This is a genomic window from Mesorhizobium sp. Arg314, assembly GCF_053714275.1.
In genome coordinates this window covers 31,633-58,471 of sequence record NZ_JBSKBP010000031.1, presented here as the reverse complement: position 1 = coordinate 58,471, position 26,839 = coordinate 31,633, and the positions used below count along the sequence as shown (strand labels likewise).

The 26,839-nt window shown below is 64.4% G+C and carries 22 protein-coding genes; 14 read left to right on the top strand and 8 right to left on the bottom strand.

What is annotated here, in order from left to right; translation table 11 throughout:
* Nucleotides 1-291: 291 nt before the first annotated feature.
* Nucleotides 292-2,304 carry a thioredoxin domain-containing protein gene (locus ACWGS9_RS25765; protein WP_454507904.1) on the bottom strand — a complete coding sequence of 671 codons (2,013 nt, stop codon included), beginning with the start codon at nucleotides 2,302-2,304 and terminating at the stop codon, nucleotides 292-294.
* A gap of 139 nt (nucleotides 2,305-2,443) precedes the next feature.
* On the opposite strand from ACWGS9_RS25765, the gene mnmE reads away from it, so the two are divergent.
* The 7 genes from mnmE (at nucleotide 2,444) to ACWGS9_RS25730 (ending at nucleotide 10,330) form a co-directional block, all read left to right on the top strand.
* Nucleotides 2,444-3,754: a tRNA uridine-5-carboxymethylaminomethyl(34) synthesis GTPase MnmE gene (gene mnmE / locus ACWGS9_RS25760; protein WP_454507903.1), complete on the top strand. Its 1,311-nt coding sequence runs from the start codon at nucleotides 2,444-2,446 to the stop codon at nucleotides 3,752-3,754.
* A gap of 163 nt (nucleotides 3,755-3,917) precedes the next feature.
* Nucleotides 3,918-5,792: a tRNA uridine-5-carboxymethylaminomethyl(34) synthesis enzyme MnmG gene (mnmG, locus tag ACWGS9_RS25755; RefSeq protein WP_454507902.1), complete on the top strand. Its 1,875-nt coding sequence runs from the start codon at nucleotides 3,918-3,920 to the stop codon at nucleotides 5,790-5,792.
* Nucleotides 5,789-6,424, top strand: coding sequence for a 16S rRNA (guanine(527)-N(7))-methyltransferase RsmG (rsmG, locus tag ACWGS9_RS25750; protein ID WP_454507901.1), 636 nt, complete (start codon nucleotides 5,789-5,791; stop codon nucleotides 6,422-6,424). Before mnmG ends, rsmG begins: the two co-directional genes overlap by 4 nt.
* 17 nt (nucleotides 6,425-6,441) lie before the next feature.
* Nucleotides 6,442-7,239, top strand: coding sequence for a ParA family protein (locus tag ACWGS9_RS25745; RefSeq protein WP_454507900.1), 798 nt, complete (start codon nucleotides 6,442-6,444; stop codon nucleotides 7,237-7,239).
* Nucleotides 7,240-7,304: 65 nt separating this feature from the next.
* A complete protein-coding gene (locus tag ACWGS9_RS25740; protein ID WP_454507899.1) occupies nucleotides 7,305-8,198 on the top strand; it encodes a ParB/RepB/Spo0J family partition protein in 894 nt (297 codons plus the stop codon).
* A gap of 684 nt (nucleotides 8,199-8,882) precedes the next feature.
* Nucleotides 8,883-9,509, top strand: coding sequence for a DUF1326 domain-containing protein (locus ACWGS9_RS25735; protein ID WP_454507898.1), 627 nt, complete (start codon nucleotides 8,883-8,885; stop codon nucleotides 9,507-9,509).
* Between the two features lie 32 nt (nucleotides 9,510-9,541).
* A complete protein-coding gene (locus ACWGS9_RS25730; protein ID WP_454507897.1) occupies nucleotides 9,542-10,330 on the top strand; it encodes a DUF2182 domain-containing protein in 789 nt (262 codons plus the stop codon).
* Nucleotides 10,331-10,572: 242 nt separating this feature from the next.
* Here the strand turns inward: ACWGS9_RS25730 and holA are convergent, their stop codons facing one another.
* Nucleotides 10,573-11,619 carry a DNA polymerase III subunit delta gene (gene holA, locus ACWGS9_RS25725; RefSeq protein WP_454507896.1) on the bottom strand — a complete coding sequence of 349 codons (1,047 nt, stop codon included), beginning with the start codon at nucleotides 11,617-11,619 and terminating at the stop codon, nucleotides 10,573-10,575.
* A gap of 110 nt (nucleotides 11,620-11,729) precedes the next feature.
* On the opposite strand from holA, the gene ACWGS9_RS25720 reads away from it, so the two are divergent.
* The 5 genes from ACWGS9_RS25720 (at nucleotide 11,730) to lpdA (ending at nucleotide 17,323) form a co-directional block, all read left to right on the top strand.
* Nucleotides 11,730-12,023, top strand: coding sequence for a hypothetical protein (locus ACWGS9_RS25720; protein WP_454507895.1), 294 nt, complete (start codon nucleotides 11,730-11,732; stop codon nucleotides 12,021-12,023).
* A gap of 55 nt (nucleotides 12,024-12,078) precedes the next feature.
* Nucleotides 12,079-13,311, top strand: coding sequence for a 3-methyl-2-oxobutanoate dehydrogenase (2-methylpropanoyl-transferring) subunit alpha (locus ACWGS9_RS25715; protein WP_454507894.1), 1,233 nt, complete (start codon nucleotides 12,079-12,081; stop codon nucleotides 13,309-13,311).
* 2 nt (nucleotides 13,312-13,313) lie between these two features.
* Entirely contained in the window at nucleotides 13,314-14,327 is a 1,014-nt protein-coding gene (locus tag ACWGS9_RS25710) for an alpha-ketoacid dehydrogenase subunit beta (RefSeq protein WP_454507893.1), read from the top strand.
* 16 nt (nucleotides 14,328-14,343) lie between these two features.
* On the top strand, nucleotides 14,344-15,654 hold the full coding sequence (locus ACWGS9_RS25705) for a dihydrolipoamide acetyltransferase family protein (protein WP_454507892.1): 1,311 nt from the start codon (nucleotides 14,344-14,346) through the stop codon (nucleotides 15,652-15,654).
* A gap of 256 nt (nucleotides 15,655-15,910) precedes the next feature.
* The gene (gene lpdA, locus ACWGS9_RS25700; protein WP_454507891.1) at nucleotides 15,911-17,323 is read left to right on the top strand and encodes a dihydrolipoyl dehydrogenase; all 1,413 of its coding nucleotides are present in this window, start codon (nucleotides 15,911-15,913) and stop codon (nucleotides 17,321-17,323) included.
* Nucleotides 17,324-17,489: 166 nt separating this feature from the next.
* Here the strand turns inward: lpdA and ACWGS9_RS25695 are convergent, their stop codons facing one another.
* Complete coding sequence (locus ACWGS9_RS25695) at nucleotides 17,490-18,599, bottom strand: saccharopine dehydrogenase family protein (RefSeq protein WP_454507890.1); 1,110 nt, start codon at nucleotides 18,597-18,599, stop codon at nucleotides 17,490-17,492.
* Between the two features lie 196 nt (nucleotides 18,600-18,795).
* On the opposite strand from ACWGS9_RS25695, the gene ACWGS9_RS25690 reads away from it, so the two are divergent.
* Nucleotides 18,796-19,224 (top strand): Lrp/AsnC family transcriptional regulator, encoded by a 429-nt coding sequence (locus tag ACWGS9_RS25690; RefSeq protein ID WP_454507889.1) that lies wholly within the window; start codon nucleotides 18,796-18,798, stop codon nucleotides 19,222-19,224.
* A gap of 212 nt (nucleotides 19,225-19,436) precedes the next feature.
* On the opposite strand, the gene ACWGS9_RS25685 is transcribed toward ACWGS9_RS25690, so the two are convergent.
* The 5 genes from ACWGS9_RS25685 to ACWGS9_RS25665 all read right to left on the bottom strand — a co-directional run bounded on the left by ACWGS9_RS25685 (nucleotide 19,437) and on the right by ACWGS9_RS25665 (nucleotide 25,805).
* Nucleotides 19,437-21,470: an aldo/keto reductase gene (locus ACWGS9_RS25685; protein WP_454507888.1), complete on the bottom strand. Its 2,034-nt coding sequence runs from the start codon at nucleotides 21,468-21,470 to the stop codon at nucleotides 19,437-19,439.
* Between the two features lie 54 nt (nucleotides 21,471-21,524).
* A complete protein-coding gene (locus ACWGS9_RS25680; protein ID WP_454507887.1) occupies nucleotides 21,525-22,610 on the bottom strand; it encodes an ABC transporter ATP-binding protein in 1,086 nt (361 codons plus the stop codon).
* Nucleotides 22,611-22,620: 10 nt separating this feature from the next.
* Entirely contained in the window at nucleotides 22,621-23,457 is an 837-nt protein-coding gene (locus ACWGS9_RS25675; RefSeq protein WP_454507886.1) for a carbohydrate ABC transporter permease, read from the bottom strand.
* A gap of 28 nt (nucleotides 23,458-23,485) precedes the next feature.
* Complete coding sequence (locus ACWGS9_RS25670; RefSeq protein WP_454507885.1) at nucleotides 23,486-24,346, bottom strand: carbohydrate ABC transporter permease; 861 nt, start codon at nucleotides 24,344-24,346, stop codon at nucleotides 23,486-23,488.
* Nucleotides 24,347-24,536: 190 nt separating this feature from the next.
* Nucleotides 24,537-25,805 (bottom strand): ABC transporter substrate-binding protein, encoded by a 1,269-nt coding sequence (locus ACWGS9_RS25665; RefSeq protein WP_454507884.1) that lies wholly within the window; start codon nucleotides 25,803-25,805, stop codon nucleotides 24,537-24,539.
* A gap of 106 nt (nucleotides 25,806-25,911) precedes the next feature.
* Between ACWGS9_RS25665 and ACWGS9_RS25660 the strand changes: the two genes are divergently transcribed.
* Nucleotides 25,912-26,778, top strand: a complete 867-nt coding sequence (locus tag ACWGS9_RS25660; protein ID WP_454507883.1) for a helix-turn-helix domain-containing protein — start codon at nucleotides 25,912-25,914, stop codon at nucleotides 26,776-26,778.
* Nucleotides 26,779-26,839 lie beyond the last annotated feature (61 nt).

Sequence of the window (26,839 nt, the reverse complement as noted above, 5' to 3'; positions counted from 1 at the left end):
AAGAAGGGCGGAAACTTCCCGCCCTTCTTGCTTTTCAACGCTGTCGTGCGACCGCTGGACGATAATGGCAAAGGTTGGCGCCGCCCCCCATTGCCCTGCCGGGCATTTCTCCCCGTAAACGGGGAGAAAGAGGCTGGCCGCATCGCCGACGCCCTCCCTGCAATGCTGGCGATTGGCGAAGCCGGCGGTGACGGATCCCTTCTCCCCGTTTACGGGGAGAAGATGGCGGCAGCCAGATGAGGAGCAGCGCCGACGCTGGGGAATCAGGAACCCAGTGCGGCTTGCTGGTGGCTACCCTCGCCGCAATAACTTCTCCAACTCACCGGCATCTCCAACCACCGGCAGGCACACCTGCCCGCTGCAGAACCAGGCGCCCGGCTTGTCCGTCGGCGGCAGCACGCCGCCCGGCAACGATGGTCGATTCGCCTCCGTGCCGATTGGCACGACGATATCGACCCGACGCGGATCGGGATTTCGATTCGCGACCGGAACAAGGCTTGAAGAACCAGGCTCATCTACAATGACGAGCTTCAGTGGCTCGAGCGCCAGGGCACAGGCGTTGACGATGCCGGCCTGGCCATAGGCCTGCCGCGCGGCGCGGCCCATGGCGTGCTCGGCGGTCGTCCAGGCTTTTTCCCAGAGACCGAGATCGCCAGTGAGCGAGGAAAGCCGCACCAGCGCTTCGACGATCTGGCCGGTGGGCGACGGGATTGCTTCGTCGACGTCGCCGCGGATGCGGATCGGCACGTCGCCGCTGTCCGACGCCGTCAGCCAGTAGCCGGTCGTCTCGGTGTCCTGATGCCAGCGATCGAGCTCGCCGATGAAGTGCCTGGCGCGGTTGGAATAGGCCGGATCGCCGGTCGCCTCGAACAGCGCGATCGCGGCGTTGGTCATGGCGGCATAGTCGCTCGAGAGCGCCGGGAAGAGTTTCTTCGCGCCAAGCATGGAATGCGGCAGGCGGCCGTCCTGGCTGGCCCCGACAATATGGGCGAAGGCTTTTGCCGCGGCATCGACCCAGTCGCGCCGCCCAAGGGAACGACCCGCTTCCGCCAGGGCCGCGATCATCAGTCCGTTCCAGTCGGTAAGCGCCTTGCCGTCACGGCCGGGCCTGACACGCTGTTCGCGGACGGCCAGAAGTTTTGCTTTCAAAGATGTGAGCCGGGCATAGTCGGCGTGACCTTGCTGCGCCTCGCTCTGGCGAATGATCGGCTTACCCTCCCAGCCATGCGGCGCCGCAAGCTCGAAATAGCGGAAGAACACCGCGGCATCGTCGCCAAGCGCGGCTTCGACCTCGTCGCGGCTCCATGTATAGAAAAGCCCCTCCTCGCCGTCGCTGTCGGCGTCGAGGCTGGCGGCGAAGGCGCCGCCCTCGACCCGTATCTCGCGCAGCAGCCAGGCGACCGTTTCTTCGATTCGTATCCGGAACAAGCTGTTTCCGGTCTCAGCCTGGGCCCAATTGCACAGACGGATCAGCTGGGCGTTGTCGTAAAGCATCTTCTCGAAATGCGGCACCAGCCATTCGGCGTCGGTCGAGTAGCGACTGAGACCGCCGCCGACATGATCGTAGATACCGCCGGCGAGCATTCTTTCGAGGCTGGTCAGCACGGCGTCGCGATGCGCGGTCTGGCCGTCGCGCAGCCAAGAGAGCCATAAGGCGTGCATGAAGGGCGCATTGGGGAATTTCGGCGCGCCGCTTAAGCCCCCGAGATCGCGGTCGATCATGCCGTCGACGCGTGCGGCCAGATCGGCCAACGTGTCGCGGTCGAGCACCGCCTTGCCCGTTGTGCCGGCGAGCCGCTGCTCGACATGAGCGGTCAGCCCGTCGGCGCTTTCGGCGAGGCTCTGCCGCTTTTCGCGCCAGGCTTTATCGACCGCTTCCAGCACCTGGATGAAACCAGGTCTTCCGTAACGCGCCTCGCGCGGGAAATAGGTGCCACCCCAAAAGGGCTTGCCGTCGGGCGTCAGGAACATGGTCAATGGCCAGCCGCCTTGCTCGCCCATGGCATGGAGCGCGGCCATATAGATCTGGTCGATGTCCGGCCGCTCCTCGCGGTCGACCTTGATATTCACGTAGAGCCGGTTCATGACGGCCGCCACGGCGTCGTTCTCGAAGCTTTCATGCGCCATGACGTGGCACCAGTGGCAGGCGGCGTAGCCGATGGAGAGCAGAATCGGCCGCTTCAGTTCCTTCGCTTCGGCAAGGGCGGCTGGCGACCAGCCCCGCCAATGGACAGGATTGTCGCTGTGCTGCTGCAGATAGGGGCTGGCCTCTTCGGCAAGCAGGTTTTGTGCGGGCAAGGTCACGATGGGCGGCTCGGCATGTTGGGTTTGATGAGGTAAAGGCTAGAGCATGATGCCGAAAAGTGTGAAGCGGTTTTCGGGCGATATCATGCTCTGTTCTTTGAATTAGGCGGTTCGGCAGGTCCGGCAAATGGATTCCCCAATGGCGTCGAAGGATTCGATCGTTGCGCTATCGAGCGGCCGCCTACCCGCCGGCATTGCCGTCATCCGCATCTCCGGCCCCAGGACTCGATTCGTGGTCGAAACGATTACGGGCGCCGTTAAGGATCGGTTCACCAATTTGCGGAAGTTCAAGGCGGCCGACGGCTCGGTCATCGACCACGGCCTCGTCCTGTTCTTTCCGGGTCCTGGCAGCTTCACCGGCGAAGATGTTGCCGAATTCCAGGTCCATGGCAGCCGCGCGGTCGCGGCGAAAATGCTGGAAACCATCACTGGCTTCGAAGGCGTGAGGCATGCCGAGCCCGGCGAATTCACCCGGCGCGCCTTTCTCAACGGCAAGCTCGACCTTGTCGAGACCGAGGCGCTGGCGGATCTGGTCAATGCCGAGACGGAAGCGCAACGCCGCTTCGCCTTGCGCAATGCGGAAGGCGCGCAGAGCGCGCTTTATTCGAACTGGCGCCGCCGGCTGATCCATGCGCGGGCCATGATCGAAGCGGAGATCGACTTCGCCGACGAAGAAGATGTGCCGGGCTCCGTTTCGGAAGCGGTCTGGTCTGACGTGACGGCGATGATCAGGGAGATCGAGCTACATATCGAAGGGTTCAAGGCGGCGGAGATCATTCGCGATGGTTTTGAGGTCGTTATCCTCGGCGCTCCGAATGCCGGCAAGTCCAGCCTGTTCAACGCGTTGGCGCAGCGCGAGGCGGCGATCGTCACCGATGAACCGGGCACCACGCGCGATCTGCTCGAGGTTGTCATGGATATCAACGGACTGAGGGTGCGGATTGTCGACACCGCCGGCCTGCGTGAGGCTGCTGGCAAGGTCGAGGCGATCGGGATCGAGCGGGCGCGGGCCAAGGCGGGCGCGGCGGACCTGGTCTTGTTGCTGGAGGATATGGCCGACCCGGCCTCTGTCGGCGACGTCCCGAACGGGGCTCCGCTGCTCAAGATCGGGACGAAGGCGGATATCGCCAGCGCCGGTGTCGGTGATGGCTACGACCTCGTGATCTCTTCGAAGGCAGGCACCGGGCTGGAGCGCCTCATCAACGAGATCGGGGCCTGCGCGGCCGCGACAGTCGGTAACGCGGGCGACATCCTGCCGTCAAGGCTGCGCCACGTTGCGCTCCTCCGCGAGGCGGCGGATTTCCTGCGGGCTTCGCTGTCGGGGCGAAGCCAGGAACTACGTGCGGAAGAATTGCGGCTGGCGGCCGATCGCCTTGGCCGGATCATCGGGGCCGTCGATGTCGAGGATCTGCTCGACGTCATCTTTTCGCAGTTCTGCATTGGTAAGTGATTCACGTGAAACACGAGGCGGGGTGCCGCGCTGGCGATGACTCACGTGAAACACCGTGGGATGTGCCGCATCCATGTTTCACGTGAAACGTTGCTTCGTCCTTGACAGCACGAGGGCAGCGGGGACATGTGTCGGTCAATCTCTGAAACCGGATTCTTGGAAAATGACCAATCACTATGATGTGGTGGTGGTGGGCGGCGGCCATGCCGGCTGCGAGGCGGCGAGCGCTGCCGCGCGCGCCGGCGCCAGGACGGCACTGGTGACGCTGCGCTTCGACACGATCGGCGTCATGTCCTGCAATCCGGCGATCGGCGGTCTCGGCAAGGGGCATCTCGTGCGCGAGATCGACGCCATGGACGGGCTGATGGGCCGCATTGCGGATGCCGCCGGCATCCAGTTCCGGCTGCTGAATCGCCGCAAAGGTCCGGCTGTGCGCGGTCCGCGCACCCAGGCCGACCGCAAGCTCTATCGTCTCGCCATGCAGGCCGCGATCAGCGGGCAAGCCAATCTCGACGTGGTCGAGGGCGAGGTTCTCGATCTCGAAATCCAAGACGGCCGCGTGGCGGCGGTGCTGGTTTCGGGCGACCGGCGGCTGGCTTGCGGCGCGGTGGTGTTGACCACCGGCACCTTCCTGCGCGGCCTGATCCATATCGGCGAAAGGAAGATCGTTGCCGGGCGAATGAACGAGCAGGCAAGCCTGGGGCTGTCGGCGACCATGGGCCGCGCGGGCTTCAGGCTGGGGCGCTTGAAGACGGGTACGCCCCCTCGCCTCGACGGCCGCACCATCGACTGGGCGTCGCTGGAGAGCCAGGCGGCGGACGAGGATCCGGTGCCGTTCTCGCTGATGACGGACCGCATCGCAAACCCGCAAATCCATTGCGGCATCACCCGCACCTCGACGGCGACGCATGAGTTGATTCGCCTCAATTTGGATCGTTCGGCCATGTATTCCGGCTCGATCGAAGGTGTTGGTCCGCGCTACTGCCCTTCGATCGAAGATAAGATCGTCAAGTTCGGTGACCGCGAAGGCCACCAGATTTTCCTTGAGCCGGAAGGCCTCGACGACGACACCGTCTATCCGAACGGTATCTCGACCTCGCTGCCGGAGGATGTGCAGCTCGAGATCCTCAAGACGATTCCTGGACTGGAAAGGGCGAGAATGCTGCAGCCGGGCTATGCGATCGAGTACGATCATGTCGATCCGCGCGAGCTCAGGACAACGCTGGAGACCAAGCGCGTCGATGGGCTGTTCCTTGCCGGGCAGATCAATGGCACCACAGGCTATGAGGAGGCAGGCGCCCAAGGCCTGCTCGCAGGCATCAACGCGGCGCGCAAGGCTTCCGCCGGCGAGCCGGTCGTGCTCAGCCGCACCGAAGCCTATATCGGCGTGATGGTCGATGATCTGACCAGTCGAGGCATCGCCGAGCCCTATCGCATGTTTACGTCCCGCGCGGAGTTCCGGCTTTCGCTCCGGGCCGACAATGCCGATGAACGCCTGACGCCGCTGGCCCACAAGCTCGGCATCGTAACTTCGGAACGGATGCGGCGTTTCGGCGAGATGAGCGACAAGCTCGATCAGGCCCGCACCCTGGCAAAGTCGGTGACTTTGACGCCGAATGAGGCGGCGCGGCATGGGCTGGAGATCAACAAGGACGGCGTGCGCCGCTCGGCCTATGAGCTGTTGGCGCATCCTGCTGTCGACATGGCTTGGCTGAGCCGCGTCGAGCAACGCTTTGCCGAGCTCGACGCCAAGACTGCCGAGCGGCTTGAAACAGAAGCGAAATATTCCGTCTATCTCGACCGTCAGCAGGCTGACGTCGCGCAGATCAGGCATGAGGAATCGCGGCTCATACCCGAGACCGCCGACTTTTCGGATGTCCCCGGACTTTCGAACGAGTTGAAGCAGAAGATGAAAGCGCGTCAGCCGCGTTCGATCGCCGACGCGCAGCGCATGGAAGGTATGACGCCAGCGGCGCTTGCCATCATTGTCGCGCATGTCCGCAACGCCGAACTCGCCGCGCGAAGGGACGTGGCGTGAGCGCCTGGGAAGGTCTGCAGAAGGCGGCGGGTCCAGTTTCACGTGAAACATTCGAGCGGCTGCAAGCCTTCGAACAGCTGTTCCTGAAATGGAATCGCAGCATCAATCTGGCGGCGCCGTCGACGCTGGATGACGTCTGGCGCCGCCACATCCTGGACAGCGCCCAGCTCGCGCGAATCGCGCCCGCCGCAACACGCTGGGTCGACCTCGGTTCAGGCGGCGGTTTTCCCGGATTGGTGCTTGGCTTCCTGCTGACCGAGCGTCCCGGCGCGTCGATCGATCTGGTCGAAAGCAACCGCAAGAAAGCCTCGTTCCTGCAATCAGTCATCGGTCGGTTCAGCCTGCCGGCGCGAGTCGTGGCCAAGCGCATCGACGACAGCTATGCACTTGTTTCTGCACCGGAAATCGTCACCGCCAGGGCGCTTGCGGCGCTCCCGGATTTGCTCGCTCTATCGGCGCCCTGGCTGGCCAAAGGCGCGCGCGCGCTTTTCCACAAAGGCAGGGATTACCGCGCCGAACTGGAAGAAAGCACTCACCGCTGGACCTTCGATCTGGTAGAACATCCGAGCATGACCGACGCCTACGGCGTCATCCTGGAAATCAGCGACTTGCGCCCGGCGAAACCGCAATGAATCACTGGCATAAACCCATGAAAACTGGACCGCGTATCATCACAGTTGCCAACCAGAAGGGTGGCGTCGGCAAGACGACGACGGCCATCAACCTGGCCACGGCGCTGGCCGCCATCGGCGAGCGCGTGCTGATCGTCGATCTCGATCCGCAGGGCAATGCCAGCACCGGCCTCGGCATCGATCGCAAGGACCGCACCACCTCGTCATACGATGTTTTGACGGGCGAATTGGAGTTGGAGGCGGCTGCGGTGCCGACCGCGGTGCCGGGCCTATCGATCATTCCCTCGACGCTCGACCTGCTCGGCATCGAGATGGAGATCGCCTCCGCGCCCGACCGGGTGCTCAAGCTGCGCAATGCGCTGCGCGCCGCCGCCGAGCGATCGGCGCCGTTCGGCTATGTGCTGATCGACTGCCCGCCCTCGCTCAACCTTTTGACTTTGAATTCCATGGCGGCGGCCGATTCCGTTCTCGTGCCGCTGCAATGCGAATTCTTCGCGCTCGAAGGCCTCAGCCAGTTGCTCGAAACGGTCGAGCAGGTGCGCCGCACGATCAACCCGGACCTCACCATCCAGGGTATCGTGCTCACCATGTATGACGGCCGCAACAATCTCGCCAACCAGGTGGTGCAGGACGTGCGCACCCATATGGGCGACAAGGTCTATGAGACGATCATCCCGCGCAATGTGCGCGTCTCCGAAGCGCCGTCCTACGGCAAGCCGGCGATCCTTTACGATCTCAAATGCTCGGGCAGCCAGGCCTATCTGCAGCTCGCCTCCGAGGTGATCCGCCGCGAGCGCAAGCTGCGCGCCGCCTGAGCAGCAGGCGCTCCGACAGCTTGGTTAATTAGCCGATTCGATTCCGAAACGATCTGGACAAACCAATGAGCGAAGACCAATCAAGAAAAAGACTGGGCCGTGGCCTCGCGGCGCTGATCGGCGAAATCGACCGTCCGGCGGCGCCGGAAAAGCCGAGCGCCGTGGTGGCGGCCGACGGCAAGGTGCCGATCGAGTTCGTCAGCCCGAACCCGAAGAATCCGCGCCGGCATTTCGGCGAAGCCGAGCTCACCGACCTTGCCCAGTCGATCCGCGAGCATGGCGTGGTGCAGCCGGTGGTGGCGCGACCCTCGCCGGCGCAGCCCGGCCGCTACGAGATCATCGCCGGCGAGCGGCGCTGGCGGGCGGCGCAGCGCGCCGGCCTGACCGAGATCCCGCTGATCGTGCGCGACGTCAACGACCGCACGGCGCTCGAACTGGCGATCATCGAGAACGTGCAGCGCGCCGACCTCAATCCGGTCGAGGAGGCGCAAGGCTATCAGCAGCTGATCGACGAGCACGGTTACACGCAGGCCGATCTCGGCCAGGTCATCGGCAAGAGCCGCAGCCATGTCGCCAACACGCTCAGGCTGTTGAAGCTGCCCAATGTCATTCACGACATGCTGGTCGACGGCGACTTGTCGGCCGGCCACGCCCGCACGCTGGTCACCGCCGAAGATCCGGCCGGGCTCGCCAAGCGCATCGTCAAGGAAGGGCTTTCGGTGCGGCAGGCCGAAGCGCTGGCGCAGATGCCTGCCGGCCCGACACCGGCCAAGACGAAGTCGGCGGCGAGCGCGCCGGACAAGGACCCCGACACGCTGGCGCTGGAAAAGCTGATGACCGACACGATCGGCATGATTGTCAGCATCGAGCACAAGAGCAAGGGCGGCACGCTGCGGGTAAACTACAGCTCGCTGGAGCAGCTCGACGAGTTGTGCCGGCGGCTTAAGGATGAGCGGTAGGCGGTTGGGGCCTAGTGGTATTTGGCGGCATCTGAGGTTTTGGCTTAAGGTTGGATATGCCTGATATATCGGTGATAGACACAGCCCGTTACCCAGGTCGGTAACAGAAATATGCAGACATGGCACCGCTGTCAGCGGTGCGAACCATCAGGTTCTTAAGAGGGATCGTGCGCTTCTTTCCGCTTCGCCATGCGCCGGCGAATGGCGGGAACGACGAAGGTGCTATTTATAAGCAAGCCGAAAGCACCACCCCAAAAAATGCCCCACCAGTGCACTTTCGGATTTGGCGACGAGGTGTAGTAGACGACGGCCGTTGCGACGGCAGAGAAAAACAAACAACCCGCGCAAAATCCTACGCAGGTCGCTAGATTTCGAAGGGTAAGATACCCCATGGCAAGAGACTATCATCACCAAGGGTCGGCCACTATGCCAGCCTTTCTGTTGACGATTGACGAAAAGCAGCGAGGCAGGGGCGCGAAGAAGTGCCGGCCCGCGCAGCCGGTGCCGGGCGCTCGGCTTGACAGTGCCCGGCATCGGCGTAATTTGCATTAGACACAACTAAACTATATGCCCTGGCGTGCCGAGCAGTCGCGATGTCGGGCTATATGCCGTTTCTACGATCCAAGCGGCGCTACCTCGCCAAGCGATCCATGCCGACCCGCCTGACAGAGCCGGGAGGTTAAAATGGCAACGAGTTGGCAATTGTCTGGAAGCTATTTCGAAAATTGTAGCTGCGATGTCGTATGCCCTTGCCTGCTGTCCACCAACGCGCAGCTGACATCGAAACCGACGAGAGGCGCATGCGACGTCGCCTTCGTCTTTCATATCGACAAGGGCAGTTTCGGCGACGTTCGACTGGATGACCTCAGCGTCGCGATGGTTGCCCACACGCCAGGTCCGATGGCGGACGGCAATTGGACGGCTGCCGCCTATATCGACGAACGCGCCGATGACAGGCAAACAGGGGCGCTAGGCTCGATCTTCACCGGCGCGGCAGGTGGCCCGATGGCATTGCTGGCACCCATGATCGGCACGAACCTCGGAGCCAAGAAGGTTCCGATAAGCTATCGGATAGACGGCAAGAAACGGTCGGCGGAGATTGCGGGCATCATGAAGATGGCGGTCGAACCGCTGCCGACAATGCGCGAGGACGGGCAGATGTGGGCGGCCACCGGTCATCCCATCAATCCCGACTGGCTGGCTCTGGCGATGGGGGCGGAAGGCAGTACGTTCAGCGACCATGGCATGAGTTGGGACAATTCCCGCCGGAACGGACATTACGCTCCGATCAATTGGTCCGGCCAGCAATAGCACCTGGTCGCATGATCGGACCTCACTCGCCCATGGCGCCGACGTTGCAGCGAAACGTCATTCTCGCGCTGCTGATCGTTATCGCGGCGGCTGCGTGGGCCTTGCTCGTCTGGCAGCGGATCGGCAACGACGCGGACATGCGCATGGAAATGTACTCCCCCACCATGGGCATGAAGGCGCCGCTGTTTCTTGCCGTCTGGATGATCATGATGGTTGCGATGATGTTTCCGACGGCCGCGCCGATGATCCTGACGTTTCACCAAGTCCAGGCCGGCAAACAGGGCCGCGGCGAAACCTTTGTCTCGACCTGGGTGTTCGTCGCAGGGTACCTGCTGGTTTGGGGCGTGATGGGCATCCTCGCCTTTGCCGGCGCGGCCGGCTCGGAGATGCTTGCCGCGCAGCTGGGATTGGCCACGGCGACGGCCGCGCGCATCGGCGGCGCGCTGCTGATGATTGCGGGTGCCTACCAGCTCTCCCCGCTGAAAGATCTGTGCCTGGCCAAATGCCGTACGCCGGTCGGCTTCATCCTTACCTCATGGCGCGATGGGCAGTGGGGCGCGGTGCGCATGGGCCTGGAACATGGGCTGTTTTGCCTGGGCTGCTGCTGGCTTCTGTTTCTCGCTCTTTTTCCGCTGGGGATCATGAACGTCGCCGCAATGGCCGTGGTCACCTTGCTGGTCTTTGTGGAAAAGACGCGTCCCTCGGGAGCGAGGATAGCGAAAGTGTCGGGTGTCGCACTGCTCCTTTACGGCGCGGCGGTGCTGGTCTTTCCACCGGCGCTGCCAACCTTCCAGCCAACAGACGCCATGATAATGAACTGACCAACGGCAGGCAGCGTCTGGACGAAAGGATCGCCTTCCTACCGCTGCCCAAGCCTTGAAGGATGCGCGGGAGATAGGGAGTAACGGTATTTGGCCGGTATCTGAGGTTCTGGCTTAAGTTTGGATACGCCTGATATATCGGTGATGGACATAAGAAGGCCGGCGCCACACCGGCTCTTTTCGTTGGCGGTGGTGATTAGCGAACGGTTTGAAGCAGCTAATCTCCCTCATCGAGGGGGAGATTAGCTGCGCTGCCCCAATCTCGCGCTCTCGATGGCAATGCCGAGCAGCGCCTGTCTTGCCAGCGCCTCGGACAAGTCAGGCCGTTTGCGCGTCTGCAGCACCGCCGTCTGCAACCGGCCCAGCGCGCGGCCGAGCGCCTCGACATTCCAGCGTTCGAGCGTCTTTTCCACCAGCTTGCGGCGCGAGAAGAAGACCGGCGGCCGGGCGCCGGCGACGACCGAGGCAGCGTTGCGGCCTCCGGTTTCCATCTGGCCGCGCATCACCTGCATCGCCTGCAATTGGCGCATCGCCGAGGACAGCACCAGGAACGGGTGACCGCCGGACTGGCAATGCCGGTTGAAGGCTAAGTCGAAATCGCCGACCTTGCCATCCAGCACGGCGTCGACCGCGTCATCGAAGGAGGCGCCGGAGACATCGCCAGACAGCGCATTGACGTCGTCCACGTCGATTTCCTTGCGGCCGTGGGCGTAGAGCACCAGCTTCTCGATCTCGCCGCGCGAGGCGAGCCGGTCGCCGCCGAGATTGCGCCGCAGCGCCTGCCTGGCGTCCAGGGTCATCGACATACCGGCCTTGCGCAGTTCGTCGTCGATCACCGTGTCCAGGTCGCGGGCCTCGTCGGCATAGCAGGGCAAGGCGATGGCGTTGCCGGCGGCCTCGACGATGGCCCGCAAGCCGGTGCCTTTCTTCAGGTCGCCCGCCTCGATCAGAATGATGGCGTCCCGCGCCGGCTCGGCGGTGAGCGCCTTGATGTCGTCGGCCAGCGCCTTCTGGCCGCTGGCATTGCGCACCCAAAGCAGCCGGCGGTCGGAGAACATCGGCACGGTTCGCGCCTCGTCGAGCAGCCGGCCTTGGTCGCGGTCGACTTCGGCGCCGTCCAGCTTGACCACCGAGAACGGGTCGTCGAGCGGCAAGCCGGTCTTGATGGCGAAGGTTTTCGCCCGCTCGGCGACAAGGCCGCGGTCGGGGCCGTAAAGCAGGACGATCGCCATGGCCGGATCCGGCCTCGCGAGCCACGAATCGACCTCGTATCCCTTCTTCTGTGCCATGCGGGGTGAGTTAGCATGAGGCGGAGGTTGGGTGAACCGGAGATCGCGCGGCGGCGTCTTCTCCTTCTCCCCTTGTGGGAGAAGGTGTCGCCGAAGGCGACGGATGAGGGGTGTTCCAGGAAACACCGCCGCCTCACTCCGCTGGAACACCCCTCATCCGTCTCGGCGCTATCGCGCCGATCCACCTTCTCCCACAAGGGGAGAAGGAAGAACCGCGCCACGCCCTCGTGACCCCGCAATTGTCTTATCTGGCGACAACCGTCGCACAAACGTCCACCAAATTGCGCGGCGCCCAAGAACATCGACAAGAAATTTCGTCGCCATATCTGCATCTTGTCGGCAATGTGCCGCATCGACGCCACGAGGCCGATGACCGGGAGGACCGCCGCCATCTCGACCGATGAAATGGCGGCGCGGATGTGCAAATATCGCACCGGCAACATTGGAGGACGTGAGCTCATGGCCGATGCTGGAATCTTGCGCTTTCACGTGCCCGAGCCCGAGGTGCGCCCCGGCGGCACGCCCGACTTCTCGAATGTGACCATTCCCAAGGCGGGGTCGGTGCCGTGTCCGGAGATCGACGTCGATCCGCGCACGATCCGCGACATGGCCTTCTCCATCATCCGCGTGCTCAACCGCGCCGGCGAAGCCGTCGGGCCATGGGCTGGGCTGCTCACCGACGAGGAACTGCTCGAAGGCCTGCGCCACATGATGACGCTCAGGACCTTCGACGCGCGCATGCAGATGGCGCAGCGCCAGGGCAAGACCTCCTTCTACATGCAGCATCTCGGCGAAGAAGCGGTGAGCTGCGCCTTCCGCAAGGCGCTCACGCCCGGCGACATGAATTTTCCGACCTATCGGCAAGCCGGGCTGTTGATCGCCGACGGCTATCCGATGGTCACGATGATGAACCAGATCTATTCCAACGAGGCCGATCCACTAAAAGGCCGCCAACTGCCGATCATGTACTCCTCCAAGGAGCACGGCTTCTTCTCGATCTCCGGCAATCTGGCGACGCAGTACATCCAGGCGGTCGGCTGGGCGATGGCCTCGGCGATCTCCAACGACACGCGCATTGCCGCAGCCTGGATCGGCGACGGCTCGACGGCGGAGTCGGACTTTCACTCCGCACTGGTGTTTGCCTCGACCTACAAGGCTCCGGTCATCCTCAACGTCGTCAACAACCAATGGGCGATCTCGACCTTCCAGGGCATTGCGCGCGGCGGCTCCGGCACGTTTGCCGCGCGTGGGCTGGGCTTCGGCATTCCGGCGCTGCGTGTCGACGGCAATGACTATCTCGCCGTGCATGCCGTGGCGAAATGGGCTGCCGAGCGGGCGCGCGCCAATCTCGGGCCGACGCTGGTCGAATATGTCACCTACCGCGCCGGGGCGCATTCGAGCTCGGACGATCCATCGGCCTACAGGCCGAAGGCGGAATCGGACGCCTGGCCGCTCGGCGATCCGGTCATCCGCCTGAAGAACCATCTCATCCACAGGGGTGTCTGGTCGGAAGAGCGGCACACGCAGGCGGAAGCCGAGGTCCTGGAAACGGTGATCGCGGCGCAGAAGGAGGCCGAAAGCCACGGCACGCTGCATGCCGGCGGCAAGCCGTCGACCCGCGACATGTTCGAAGGGCTCTATGCCGAGATGCCGCCGCATCTGAGGCGTCAGCGCCAGCAGGCGGGAGTCTGACCATGCCCAGGAAGACCATGATCGAGGCGATCCGCGACGCGCTCGACGTCTCGATGGGGCGCGACGATCGCGTCATCGTCTATGGCGAGGATGTCGGTTTCTTCGGCGGCGTCTTTCGCGCCACGCAAGGCCTGCAGGCCAAGTATGGCAGGAGCCGCTGCTTCGACGCGCCGATCAACGAATCCGGCATCGTCGGCTCGGCCATCGGCATGGCCGCATACGGTTTGAAGCCCTGCGTCGAGATCCAGTTTGCCGACTACATGTACCCGGCCTACGACCAGCTGACGCAGGAAGCGGCGCGCCTGCGCTACCGTTCGAACGGCGACTTCACTTGCCCGATCGTGGTGCGCATGCCGACCGGTGGCGGCATCTTCGGCGGCCAGACGCACAGCCAGAGCCCGGAAGCCCTGTTCACCCACGTCTCCGGCCTGAAGACGGTGGTGCCGTCCAACCCGCATGATGCCAAGGGGCTGCTGATCGCGGCGATCGAGGATCCGGATCCGGTGATCTTCCTCGAGCCGAAGCGGCTCTACAACGGTCCCTTCGACGGCCACCACGACCGGCCGGTGACGCCATGGTCGAAGCACGAACTCGGCGAGGTCGCCGACGGCCATTACACGATCCCGCTCGGCAAGGCGGCGATCCGAAGGTCCGGCTCGGCGGTCACCGTGCTCGCCTATGGCACCATGGTCTATGTCGCGCAGGCCGCGGCCAAGGAGACCGGCATCGATGCCGAAATCATCGATCTGAGGACGCTTTTGCCGCTCGACCTCGACGCAATCGTCGCCTCGGTGAAGAAGACCGGGCGCTGCGTCGTCGTGCATGAGGCGACGCTCACCTCCGGCTTCGGCGCCGAGCTGGTCTCGCTGGTGCAGGAGAACTGCTTCTACCACCTGGAGGCGCCGGTGGCGCGGGTCGCCGGCTGGGACACGCCCTATCCGCATGCGCAGGAATGGGACTATTTCCCCGGACCGGCGCGGGTCGGCCGCGCGCTCGTCGAAACATTGGAAGCTTAGAGTGGGGGAGGCCTAGTTGGGCGAACACATCATCAAGCTGCCCGACGTCGGCGAAGGCGTCGCCGAGGCCGAGCTTGTCGAGTGGCATGTCAAGGTCGGCGACCTCGTGCGCGAGGACACCGTTCTCGCCGCCGTCATGACCGACAAGGCAACCGTCGAGATCCCGTCGCCGGTCGACGGCGAGATTCTTTGGCTCGGCGCCGAGATCGGCGACACGGTGGCGATCGGCTCGCCGATCGTGCGGCTGAAGGTGGCCGGCGAAGGCAATGTGAAGGCCGCCGAAGCCGCGCCAAAAGCTGAGACGCCGGCTAAGTCCGCCGAGGCCAAGCCCGAACCGGCGCCGAGTGCTCCGAGAGCCGTGCCCAAGCCGCCCGAAGCGCCGAAAGTCGCCGCCGCGTCGAAAGCTTCACGCCCGGCATCCGTTTCCGGCGCGCCACGGGCGGAGGGCGAAAAGCCGCTGGCGTCGCCCGCCGTTCGGCTGCGCGCCAGGGAGGCCGGCATCGATCTGCGCCAGGTTGCGGGCAGCGGTCCGGCCGGGCGCATCGGCCATGAGGATATCGACGCGTTTGTCGCGCGCGGTCCGCAGCTGGCCCGCGCCACCGGGCTTGCCCGAAAGGACGGCGTCGAGGACATCAAGGTGGTCGGTCTGCGGCGCAAGATCGCCGAAAAGATGTCGCTGGCCAAATCGCGCATCCCGCACATCACCTATGTCGAGGAGATCGACGTCACGGCGCTGGAGGAATTGCGCGCAACGCTGAACAAGGAGAAGCGCGGAGCCAAGGGGACGGAAAGGCCGAAGTTGACACTGCTGCCCTTCCTGATGCGCGCGATGGTCAAGGCGATCGCCGAGCAGCCCAACCTCAACGCCTTGTTCGACGACGATGCCGGCATCATCCACCAGCATGAAGGCATCCATATCGGCATCGCCGCCCAGACACCGAACGGGCTGGTGGTGCCGGTGGTCAAGCATGCCGAGGCACGCGACCTGTGGGATTGCGCGGCGGAAGTCAACCGGCTGGCCGACGCGGCGAAGACCGGCACGGCGACGCGCGAGGAGCTCTCCAGCTCGACCATCACCATCACTTCGCTGGGCGCCATGGGCGGTGTGGCGACGACGCCGGTCATCAACTATCCGGAAGTGGCGATCGTCGGCGTCAACAAGATGATGGTGCGGCCGGTCTGGGACGGCACGCAGTTCATCCCGCGCAAGATGATGAACCTGTCGTCCAGCTTCGACCACCGCGTCATCGACGGCTGGGATGCCGCGGTGTTCGTACAGCGGATCAAGGCGCTGCTGGAGACGCCGGCGCTGATTTTCGTGGATTGAGCGGGATGAGGGCGGTCTCGAGGCATGAGAAGGTTCGCCGGAAGTTGCCGGCGCTGGGATCTGGGCTCCCCCTTCTCCCCTTGTGGGAGAAGGTGTCGCCGCAGGCGACGGATGAGGGGTGCTCCAGGGAACGCCGACGTCTCACTTCGCTGGAACACCCCTCATCCGTCTCGGCGCTATCGCGCCGATCCACCTTCTCCCACAAGGGGAGAAGGGAAAGGCGCGCCGCGGCCTTCGCCAAAGGGAAGCAGTCGACATGAAAGAAATCTCCTGCAAGCTGCTTGTCATCGGCGCCGGTCCGGGCGGCTATGTCTGCGCCATCCGCGCCGGTCAGCTCGGCGTCGACACGGTGATCGTCGAGGCGGGGAAGCCGGGCGGCACCTGCCTCAATGTCGGCTGCATCCCCTCCAAGGCGCTGATCCATGCTGCGGAGGAGTTCGAGAGAATAGCGCATATGGCCGGCGGCAAGAGCCCGCTCGGCATCAAGGTCGCCGCGCCGACGCTCGATCTGGCGAGGACCGTCGGCTGGAAGGACGGGATCGTTAGCCGGCTTAACAGTGGCGTCGCCGGCCTGCTGAAGAAGGCCAAGGTCAAGACCGTGCAGGGCTGGGCGACGTTCCGCGACGGCAAGACGGTCGAGGTCGAGACCGAGACCGGCACGCAGGTGATCCGCGCCGAGACGGTCGTGATCGCCACCGGCTCGGCGCCGGTCGAGCTGCCGTTCCTGCCCTTTGGCGGTCCGGTCATCTCATCGACCGAGGCGCTGGCGCTGAGCGAGGTGCCGAAGAAACTCGCCGTCGTCGGCGGCGGCTATATCGGGCTCGAGCTCGGCATGGCCTTCGCCAAGATGGGTGCCAAGGTGACCGTGGTCGAAGCCTTGCCGCGCGTGCTGGCGCAATATGATGCCGAACTTACCCGACCTGTGCTCAAGCGGCTCGGCGAGCTTGGCGTCGAAGTGATGCTCGGTGCCAAAGCCAAGGGCCTGTCGACCCAGGGACAGGCGGGCAAGGGCGATGCGCTGCTGGTGGAGACGGCCGATGGCAAAAACGCCAAGCTCGCCGCCGACAGGATCCTGGTCACGGTCGGCCGCAAGCCGCTCACCGAAGGCTGGGGGCTGGAACAGATCGACCTCGACAGGGTGGGAAAGTTCATCCGCATCGACGACCAGTGCCGCACCTCGATGCGCGGCATCCATGCCATCGGCGACGTCACCGGCGAGCCGATGCTGGCGCATCGCGCGATGGCGCAGGGCGAGATGGTGGCCGAGATCGTCGCCGGTCACAAAAGAAGCTGGGACAAGCGCGCCATTCCCGCGATCTGCTTCACCGATCCGGAATTGGTCACCGCCGGCCTGTCACCGGAAGAGGCGAAGGCGCTCGCCGGCGAGATCAAGATCGGGCAGTTCCCGTTCGCCGCCAACGGCCGCGCGATGACGAAACAGGGCGAGGACGGCTTTGTGCGTGTCGTCGCCCGTGCCGACAACCATCTGGTGCTGGGCATCCAGGCGGTCGGGCAAGGCGTGTCGGAATTGTCGGCGGCGTTCGGTCTGGCGCTGGAAATGGGCGCCCGGCTGGAAGACGTTGCCGGGACGATCCATGCGCATCCGACGCAAGGCGAAGGCTTCCAGGAAGCGGCGCTGAAGGCGCTGGGCCACGCGCTGCATATTTGAGGCGATGGCTCCCTCTTCTCCCCTTGTGGGAGAAGGTGGATCGGCGCGATAGCGCCGAGACGGATGAGGGGTGTTCCAGCGAAGTGAGACGTCAGTGTTCCCTGGAACACCCCTCATCCGTCGCCTTCGGCCACACCTTCTCCCACAAGGGGAGAAGGGGAAGAGCTCACCCCGCCAGCCGGCTCACCATCTCGTGCTGCGCATAGGCGCGGCCGAAGCGGTTGGCTAGGAAGGCGTCGAGCGCGATGTCTTCCTGGCGCACGAAACCCTTCGCGGGCAGGCTGCCGTCGGCCAGCATGTCAAGCACGGCGCAGATGCCGGAAGCCGTCGTGATCTGGATGGCGCTGCGCACCAGGTTGCCGACGCGCTTGGAATAGATCTTGTTGGCGTAGGTCTCCTGCAGCAGGCGGCCGTTCTTGCGGCCCGACACGGTGACGAAGACGATGACCACATCCTGCAGCGTCGCCGGCAGCGCGCTTTCGAAGATGTCCTTCAGCACGTCGCGGCGGTGGCGCAGACCGAGATCGTTGAGCAGCGCCTTCATGATCGCGGCGTGGCCGGGATAGCGGATGGTGCGGTAGTTCAGCGTGCGCACCTTGCCCTTCAGCGTCTCGGCCAAAGTGCCGAGGCCGCCGGAGGTGTTGAAAGCCTCATAGGTGACGCCGTCGAGCGAGAACTCCTCGCGCTCCTCGAGCGGCGGCACTTCGATCAGCTCGCCCTCGACGATCGCCTCGCAGGGCTCGCAATATTCGTTGATGACGCCGTCGGTGCTCCAGGTGAGGTTGTAGTTCAGCGCGTTGGACGGATATTGCGGCAGCGCGCCGACGCGCATGCGCACGCTTTCCAGCGTGTCGAAGCGGCTGGCGAGATCGTTGGCGACGATCGAGATGAAGCCCGGCGCCAGGCCGCATTGCGGAATGAAGGCGCTCTTGGCGTCGCGCGCCAGCTCCTTCACCCGACGGGTCGAGACGACATCTTCGGTGAGGTCGAGATAGTGCACGCCGCTGGTGGCGGCGGCCTCGGCGATGCGCGTGGTGAGGTGGAAAGGGGCGGCGCTCAGCACGGCGAACTTGCCGGCAAGGACTTTCTCAAGCTCGCCCGCGGCGGCGATGTCGAGCTCCTGCGTCTCGACACCGGCCGGCAGTTCGGCGGCGGCAAGCTGGGCGGCCGAGCGGTCGACGAGGGTGACGCGGTAGTCGCCCGTGGCGCTCAGCATTTCAGCAATGGTCGAGCCGATCTTGCCAGCGCCGACGACAACGATGTTCTTCATGATCAATACCCCTGCCAATTTCCGAGTTGCTTTCGCAATTCCGGGTGGAAGGCTGCTGCGAAGCCGCCGGGCCCGACCGCTTCACATCTTTGCTGGAATTGCGAGTTGGTAGGAATCATCGCAGCTTGCCTGTCGAAAAGAAGCGTGAAATCTGGCAATATGGAGCTCAACTTTAAGCGATTTGCCGAAAGGTTTCGTCGAAATGATCACTGAAGCCGAACAAGCCCTGCTTTCCCTGCTGCGCGCCAACGCCCGCGCCTCGACGGCCGAGCTGGCGCGACAGCTCGGCGTGTCGCGCACCACGGTGCAGAGCCGCATCGAGCGGCTGGAGCAGCGCGGCATCATCGCCGGCTATGGGGCGCGGCTGTCGCCCGACTATGAGCAGGGGCTGGTCAAGGCACATGTGCTGCTCACCGTGACGCCGAAACTCGCCGACAAGGTGGTGCGCAGCCTGGAGGCGATGCCGCCGGTCCGCACGGTGCATTCGGTGAGCGGCAATTTCGACATGATCGTCATCGTCGACGCGCCGTCGATCCGGGACCTCGACGCGCTGCTCGACCGGATCGGCGCGATGGACGGGGTCGAACGGACGTCGTCGTCGATTATCTTGTCGACAAGGGTGGATCGGTGATTAGCCGATCTCCCCCCTTGCGGGGGAGATGGCCGGCAGGCCAGAGGGGGGTGTGAAGGAACGCCGACTTGGCCGATTTTCCTCAGGCCGCCGCAGATGTGATGGTTGCGAGAGGTCGGCGCGAGGCACCCCCCTCTGCCTTGCCAGGCATCTCCCCCGCAAGGGGGGAGATTGGACGTCGCGGCGGCCTTCGCAAATCTCCAGCGTCGACCCTACGCCCTCCTTCTTTCCGGTCCCTCGTCCAGCCACGCCACATCCTCCGGCGTCAGCTTGATATCCACCGCCTTCAGACTGTCCTCCAGCTCGTCCAGCGTGCGCGGGCCGATCAGCGGCACGGACGGGAAGGGCTGCGCCAGCACATAGGCGAGCGCAACGTGGATCGGGCTCTTGCCGAGCTTCCTAGCCAGTTCGATGGCGCGGTCGCGGCGGCCGAAGTTTTTTTCGGAATACCAGACCCGCACCAGCTCCTCGTTGTCGTGCCTGTCGCGGCCGGCGCGATCGGTGAAGAAGCCGCGGCCCTGGCTCGACCAGGCGAAGTTCGGCATCTGCCTTGCCGCCAGCCAGGCCTTCCAGGCATCGGTGGAGGAGGTGACGCAGCCGGCCCAGATCGGTTCCAGCATCTCGGCCAGCGAGAAATTGTTGGAGAGCGCGCCGGGCTTCTGCTTGCCGTTCTTCTCGGCATAGCGAATAGCCGCGTCCATGCGCTCCATCGTCCAGTTGGAGCCGCCGAACAGGCCGCGGATGCGGCCGGCTTTGGCCTCGCGGTCCATGGCGTCGACGAATTCGCCGACCGGCACGTCCGGATTGTCGCGATGCATGAAATAGATGTCGACATGGTCGGTCTGCAGCCGGTCGAGCGACTGTGCCAGCTGCTTGGCGATCACATCGGGATAGCAGAGCGGCGAATGCGCGCCCTTGGCGATGATGACCGACTGCTCGCGCACGCCGCGGTTGGCGAGCCACTGGCCGAGCAGCGTCTCGGTGTAGCCGGCGCCGTAGACATAGCCGGTGTCGAACAGGTTGCCGCCGGCCTCGAAATACGCGTCGAGCAGGATCGAGCCGGAGGAGAAGGTGCGGAAGTCCTCGAAGCCGAGCGCCAGAAGCGACATTGAGCGCGGCAGGCCCGGAATTTCGCGCTTGCCGATGGCGGTGCCGTTCGCGCGCAGCGGCCGGCCGGAGAGCGTGTTGACGCGCTTAGCCGGCTTCTCGATCTCATATTCGAGGCCGACCGCGGCGCGCCATTTGTCGAGCACGCGCAGCGTGCCGAGGCTGTCGGCCCAGCCCATGCCCGGCCAGGCGAGTTCCTGCCGTCCGGCGAGGATCGCCTCGCCGGCGGCATCGACCTCGAAGGAATAGAGGTGGCGGGTCTCGTTGAGGCTGATCACCTCGCGGGCGGCCCCGGACCGGATCACCTCGATCCGGCCCGGTCCGACATCGCGGTCGCCACCGGCGAACCAGAAATCAGGCACCTCGATCTGACCCTTGGTGCCGAGGATGCGCAGCACATTGTCCTGATTGAGCGAGATGCTGCAGGACACCTCGGCGACGATACCGCCAGGGAAATGGAGCAGCGCGGAAGCCCACTCGTCGACCCCGGACTGGCCGAGATGGGCCGCACCAACCACCTTGTCCGGCTCCTGGAAAGGCTGGCCTGCCGCCGCACCCGCGATCAGTCGCGCCATCGACACGGGATAGCCGCCGACATCGAGGATGCCGCCGCCGGCGAGCTCGTTGGCATAGAGCCGATGCTCAGGCATGAAACCCGGCATGGCGAAGCCGAAGCTCGACTTGATCATGCGGACCTCGCCGATCGCGCCCGACTTGATCAGCTCGACCAGCTGCCGGGTCTGCGGGTGCAGCCGGTACATGAAGGCCTCGCCCAGAAAAATACCGGCCTTGCGCGCCGCATGCATCATGGCGTCGGCTTCGAAGGCGGTCAGCGCCAGCGGCTTCTCGCACAGCACATGCTTGCCGGCCTCGGCGGCCTTGATCGCCCATTCGGCATGGCCGGGATGCGGGATAGAGATGTAGACGGCGTCGACGTCTTTATCGGCAAGCAGCGCGTCATAGCCGTCGAGGATGCGCGCGCCCGGGAACGCTTGCGCCAGGCCCGGCTTGGCCGGATTGCGGGCGCCGAGCGCCACCAGCTCGCCGGTACGCGATTGTGCCACGCCGCCGGCAAAGGATTTCGCGATGCTGCCGGGTCCGAGGATGCCCCAGCGGATTTTCCTGGATGAGGATGTCATGTCGAATTCTCCATGGGTCGCCGCCACGCTTTCGCGTTCGGGCGGGAAGGAAAGTCAGCGGATCCTCGCGCCCGTCTTGTCGAAGAGCAGCGAGCGGTCCGCCTTGATCGAGACCGTGAAATGGTCGCCGCTGGCGCGCTGCCGAGAGGCCTCGCGCTCGACGATCAGCTCCTCGGGTCCGGCGTTGGCGTAGACGTAGCTCACCGAGCCGAGATGCTCGGCGACGTCGGCTTTGACGGGAATGTCGCAATCGCCCTCGCCGGCCTCGAGGAAATGTTCCGGCCTGACGCCGAGCACGACCTCGGCGCCGACGGCCGGCAAAGCTTCGCACAGTGGCTTGCGCAACCGAGCGCCGCCATGATTGACGAGCGCGATGATCGCGGCGCTGTCGGATGTCTCGACGACCCTCGCGCCAAGGAAATTCATCTTTGGCGAACCGATGAAGCCGGCTACGAAACGGTTGGCCGGGTCGTCATAGAGGTCGAGCGGCGCGCCGATCTGCTCGACATTGCCGGCTTTCAGCACGACGATGCGGTCAGCCAGCGTCATCGCCTCGGTCTGGTCGTGCGTCACATAGATCATGGTGACGCCGAGCTCCTTGTGCAGGCGCGAAATCTCGACCCGCATCTGGACGCGGAGCTCGGCGTCGAGGTTCGACAGCGGCTCGTCGAACAGGAACACCTGCGGCTCGCGCACGATGGCGCGGCCGATGGCGACGCGCTGGCGCTGGCCGCCGGACAATTGCTTCGGGCGCCGCTGCATCAATTCGTCGATGCGCAGGATCTCGGCAGCTCGGCTAACCCGGCGATCGGTGTCGGCCTTCGGGTTGCCGTTCATGCGCAGCCCGAAGGAAAGGTTCTGCTCCACCGTCATATGCGGGTAGAGCGCGTAGGACTGGAACACCATGGCGATGCCGCGGTCGGCCGGCTCGACATCGTTCATCACCTTGCCGCCGATGGCGATGTGGCCGCCGCTTATGTCCTCCAGCCCGGCGATCATCCTGAGCAGAGTGGACTTGCCGCAGCCGGAGGGGCCGACGAAGACGACGAACTCGCCGTCGGCGATGTCGATGTTGGCGCCGTGGACGACCTCGAAGATGCCGAAGCGCTTGACGACATTGGTGAGCGTGACGGCGGCCATCGCGTCCTTTCTATTTGACGGCGCCGGCGGCGATGCCGGCGATGAAGTGGCGCTGCAAGAGCACGAAGACGATGAGCATCGGCACCGTCAGCATCACGGCGCCGGCCATGATGCCGCCCCACGACACCTTGGTGAGGCCGATCAGCGTGCCGAGCGCCACCGGCGCCGTCATGGCGCCGGGCTGGCTGTTGATGAGAAGCGGCCAGAGATAGTTGTTCCACGAGGCGAGGAAGAGGATGATCGCCAGGGCCGCCAGCATCGGGCGGGCCAGCGGCAGCGCCACGAACAGGAAGATGCGCCATTCCTTGACGCCCTCGACGCGCGCCGCGTCGAACAGCTCGGCCGGCATCATCGAGAAAGCCTGGCGCATGAACAGCACGCCCAGCGAATTGAACAGCGGCGGCACGATCAGCGCGATCCAGGTGTTGGCCAAGGCGAAGTCGCGCGCCACCATGATGAATTGCGGGATCAGCACCACCGCGTAGGGTAGCGTGATGGTGCCGAAGATGATCGCCACCACCGCGCCCTTGCCGTGGAATTCGTAGCGCGCCAGGGCCCAGCCGGCCATCGAGGTGAGCAGCACCGAAAGCACGGTGTAGGTCACCGCCACCGAGACCGAGATGCCGATGGCGCCGACGAAGTTGGTGTCGCGCTGCAGATTGTTGACATTGTCGAGGAAATTATCGCGCGGCAGAAGCTCGATGGTGGGGCTGAAGATGCCGTTGTCGGGCATGGTCGAGAACACCACCATCATCCACAGCGGGAACAGCCAGATCAGCGCCAGCGGCGTCAGGAAAAGATGCAGCGCAATGCTGCGGCCGAGCCTACCTTGAGAGCGCGAGGTCATTTCGGCTCCCCCGTCTTTCGGTTCCCCCTCATTTCGGCTCCCTCGTCAGCCACAGCTGTACCAGCGTGATGGCGATCGCCAGGCCCGCCATAGTGTAGGCGATGGCCGAGGCGTAGCCGAAATTGAGCGAGCGGAAGCCCTGGCGGTAGAGCAGCAGCCCAAGCGTCTCGGTGCCGCCGCCCGGGCCGCCGCGTTCGGTGATCAGGAACGGCTCGGTGAAGAGCTGCATGGTGCCGATGATCGACAGCACGGCGCAAAAGACGATCACCGGCTTCAAGAGCGGCAAGGTGATGTAGAAGAACTGCTTGACCCGGGAGACGCGGTCGAGCGTCGCCGCCTCGTAGACGTCTTCGGGAATCGACTGCAGGCCGGCGAGGATGATGATGGCGTTGTAGCCGGCCCAGCGCCAGGTCACCGCGATCATGATCAGCGCCATGGCCGGCGTGACGTTGGAGAACCAGTCGACCTTGGGCAGGCCGATGCTGTTCAAAAGCTTGTTGATGATGCCGAAATCGAGGCTGAACATCAGGCGGAAGACGGCCGAATAGGCGACCTCGCCGACCACGACCGGAGCGAAGAAGGCGAAGCGGTAGAGGCCACGCGCCTTCAACAGCGGCGAATTCAGAAGCACCGCCATGACGATCGCCAGCGAGATCATCACCGGCACCTGGATGACGAGGATCAGCAGCGTGTTCTTCAGCGCATTGTAGAAGGCCGGGTCGCCGATCAGGCGGCCCCAGTTGAAGGCCGGCGCGAAGCGCCACGGCACGGTGCGCGTCGCCTGGAAGGAAATCAGGAACGAAGAGATGATCGGCCAGATCCAGAAAACGGCGAAGATCAGGAGGTAAGGCGTGAGGAAGCGGTACGCCGTGGCGTTCTGGGTGCGCATTGGCTTCCTCCTTTTCTCTGTCTTCCCCTTCTCCCCCTGCGGGAGAAGGTGGCCGCGAAGCGGCCGGATGAGGGGTGAGGGGTGTTCCAGGGAAAGCCGACGTCTCACTCCGCTGGAGCACCCCTCATCCGTCTTGGCGCTATCGCGCCGATCCACCTTCTCCCACAAGGGGAGAAGGGGAAAGCGGCGCCTACTTCACCGGCAGGCCGGTCGCGGCGGCGATCTGCTTGGCGGCATCGTCGAGCGCGGCCTTGGCGCCGGGATAGCCATTGGCCAGATATTTGGTCTGCACGGCGCGCAGGATGATCTCTGCGTCGCTCTGGAACTGCGTGCCGCGGCTAGGCACCACCTTGGGCAGGGTGGTGAGGATGTCCTTCCACACCGCCTGGTCGCCCCAATAGGGCTGCCCCTGGGCGACATAAGGATCGTCGAGCGCCGAGATCAGCGACGGCACCAGGCCGAAATCCTTCAGCATGGTGATCTGACCCTCATTCGTCCCCAGCGTGTATTTCAGATAGGCGTAGGCGGCCTCCTTGTTCTTCGAGGCCGAGGTGATGGCTAAAGACGAGCCGCCGAGATTGGCGGCGCGCGGGCCGTCGGCGGTGAGGCTCGGCATCAGATAGACGCCCCATTTGCCGCTCTCCTTCGGCGATTCGGTGCGGATCGTGCCTTCATACCAGCCGCCATAGACCTGGCTGGCGACGGTGCCGGCGGTGTTGTTGGTGATCTTGGTCGACCAGTCGGCCGACGACACGATGCCGGCGTCCTTCATCTCCTTGACCTTGGTCAGGGCGTCGACGCATTTCGGTTCGGCCACGGTGATCGACTGGCCGTCCTCGGCGAAATAGCCGCAGCCCTGCTCGTTGGAGATCATACGGAAGAATTCGGTGTCGCCGTTGAAGTCGGCATTGGTCATGGTGACGCCGGGATTGGTCTCCTGGATCTTCTTGCCCGCGGCGATGAAATCGTCCCAGGTCTTGATCGAGGCCGGGTCGACGCCGGCCTTCTCATAGAAGTCGCGGCGGTAGAAGACGGCCACGGGGCCGGAATCCCAGGGCATCGCATAGGCCTTGTCGCCGACTTCCAGCTCGGTGCGCTTGAAATCGGGGAATTTCTTCTGGTCTTCCGCCGTGTAGCCCAGCGTGTGCAGGTCGACGAAGCAGTCCGGGAACTGGCTCCAGTAGTTTTCCGCCTCGCCGTTCTCGATCGAGACGATGTCGGGCAGGCCGACGCCGCCGGCGGCGCAGCCGGCGATCGATTTGTCATAGGTCGGCTGGTTGCCGAGGTCCTGAACCGTGACCTTGATGTCGGGATATTTCTTGTTGAACCCCTCGACGGTCGACTTCAGCGACGAAGCCGCGATGTTCCAGCTCCAGATGGTGATCTCGCCGGACTGCGCCAGCGCCGGGCCTGAACCCAGGGCAAGCAAAAGCGCGGCGCAGGTCAGTGTAGTGCGCATTGAAATCCTCCCATTTCATTTGCTCTCTCGCTGTGAGCGTGGCTAGACTATGCGGCGCGGAAGGCTTGTCCCCGTCAGAGGGAATAAGAAGTTGGCGGAAAGTAAGATGTCCGAGCGTCCGTTCTACCAGCCCGGAGCGAGCAGCGTCGAAGGCCTGCCGCTGGCTTTGCAGATGTTCCACAACCACCCGCTGGTGATGCTGAAGCCGCACTGGCACGCCCAGGTCGAGGTGAACTTCATCGTGCAGGGCCGCGTGCATTACCGCATGGCCGAGCACGAGATTTCGCTGTCGGCCGGCGAGATGTGCCTGTTCTGGGGCGGCCTGCCGCACCAGATGGACGACCTTTCCGACGACGCCGTCTATGCCGGCGCGCATCTGCCGCTGGTGCATTTCTTCCGCCTGCATCTGCCGGCCGCCATACGCCATCGGCTGATGACCGGCGCGACCCTGGTGACCAACGCGACCGACCAGTCGGACAACGACAATTTCAAGCGCTGGAACGAATATGCGTGCTCGGGCGATCCAGCCAGGGCCGAGCACGCCGTGAGCGAGCTGCTGCTTCGGCTCGAGCGGGTGCGCTTCGAGCCCTACCGCCTTGTGCCGGGAGCCGCGGCCGGGCAAGGGGCCGGCAATCCCTTCGACCAGCAATCCTCGCGCAATGTCGGGCGCATGTGCGATTTCATCGCCGAGAATTTCCTCTACGACATCGACTGCGTGAGCATTGCCTCGGCCGCCGACATCCATCCCAAATACGCCATGAGCCTGTTCAAGAAATCGACCGGCATGACGCTGAACGAATATGTCAACCTCCTGCGCCTGAGCTACGCGCAGGCGCTGTTGATGCATGAGAATGCCAATGTGCTGAGGGTCGCCATGGAATCGGGCTTCGGCTCGCTCAGCGCCTTCAACAAGTCGTTCCGCAAGCTCGCCGGCATGTCGCCTTCCGATTTCCGCCGGTCGGGTTTCAGATAGGCAAAATTTCGCCGGCGCATGGACCCCGGCATTGCGTCGCGTGTGATGCGATGCCCCTTGG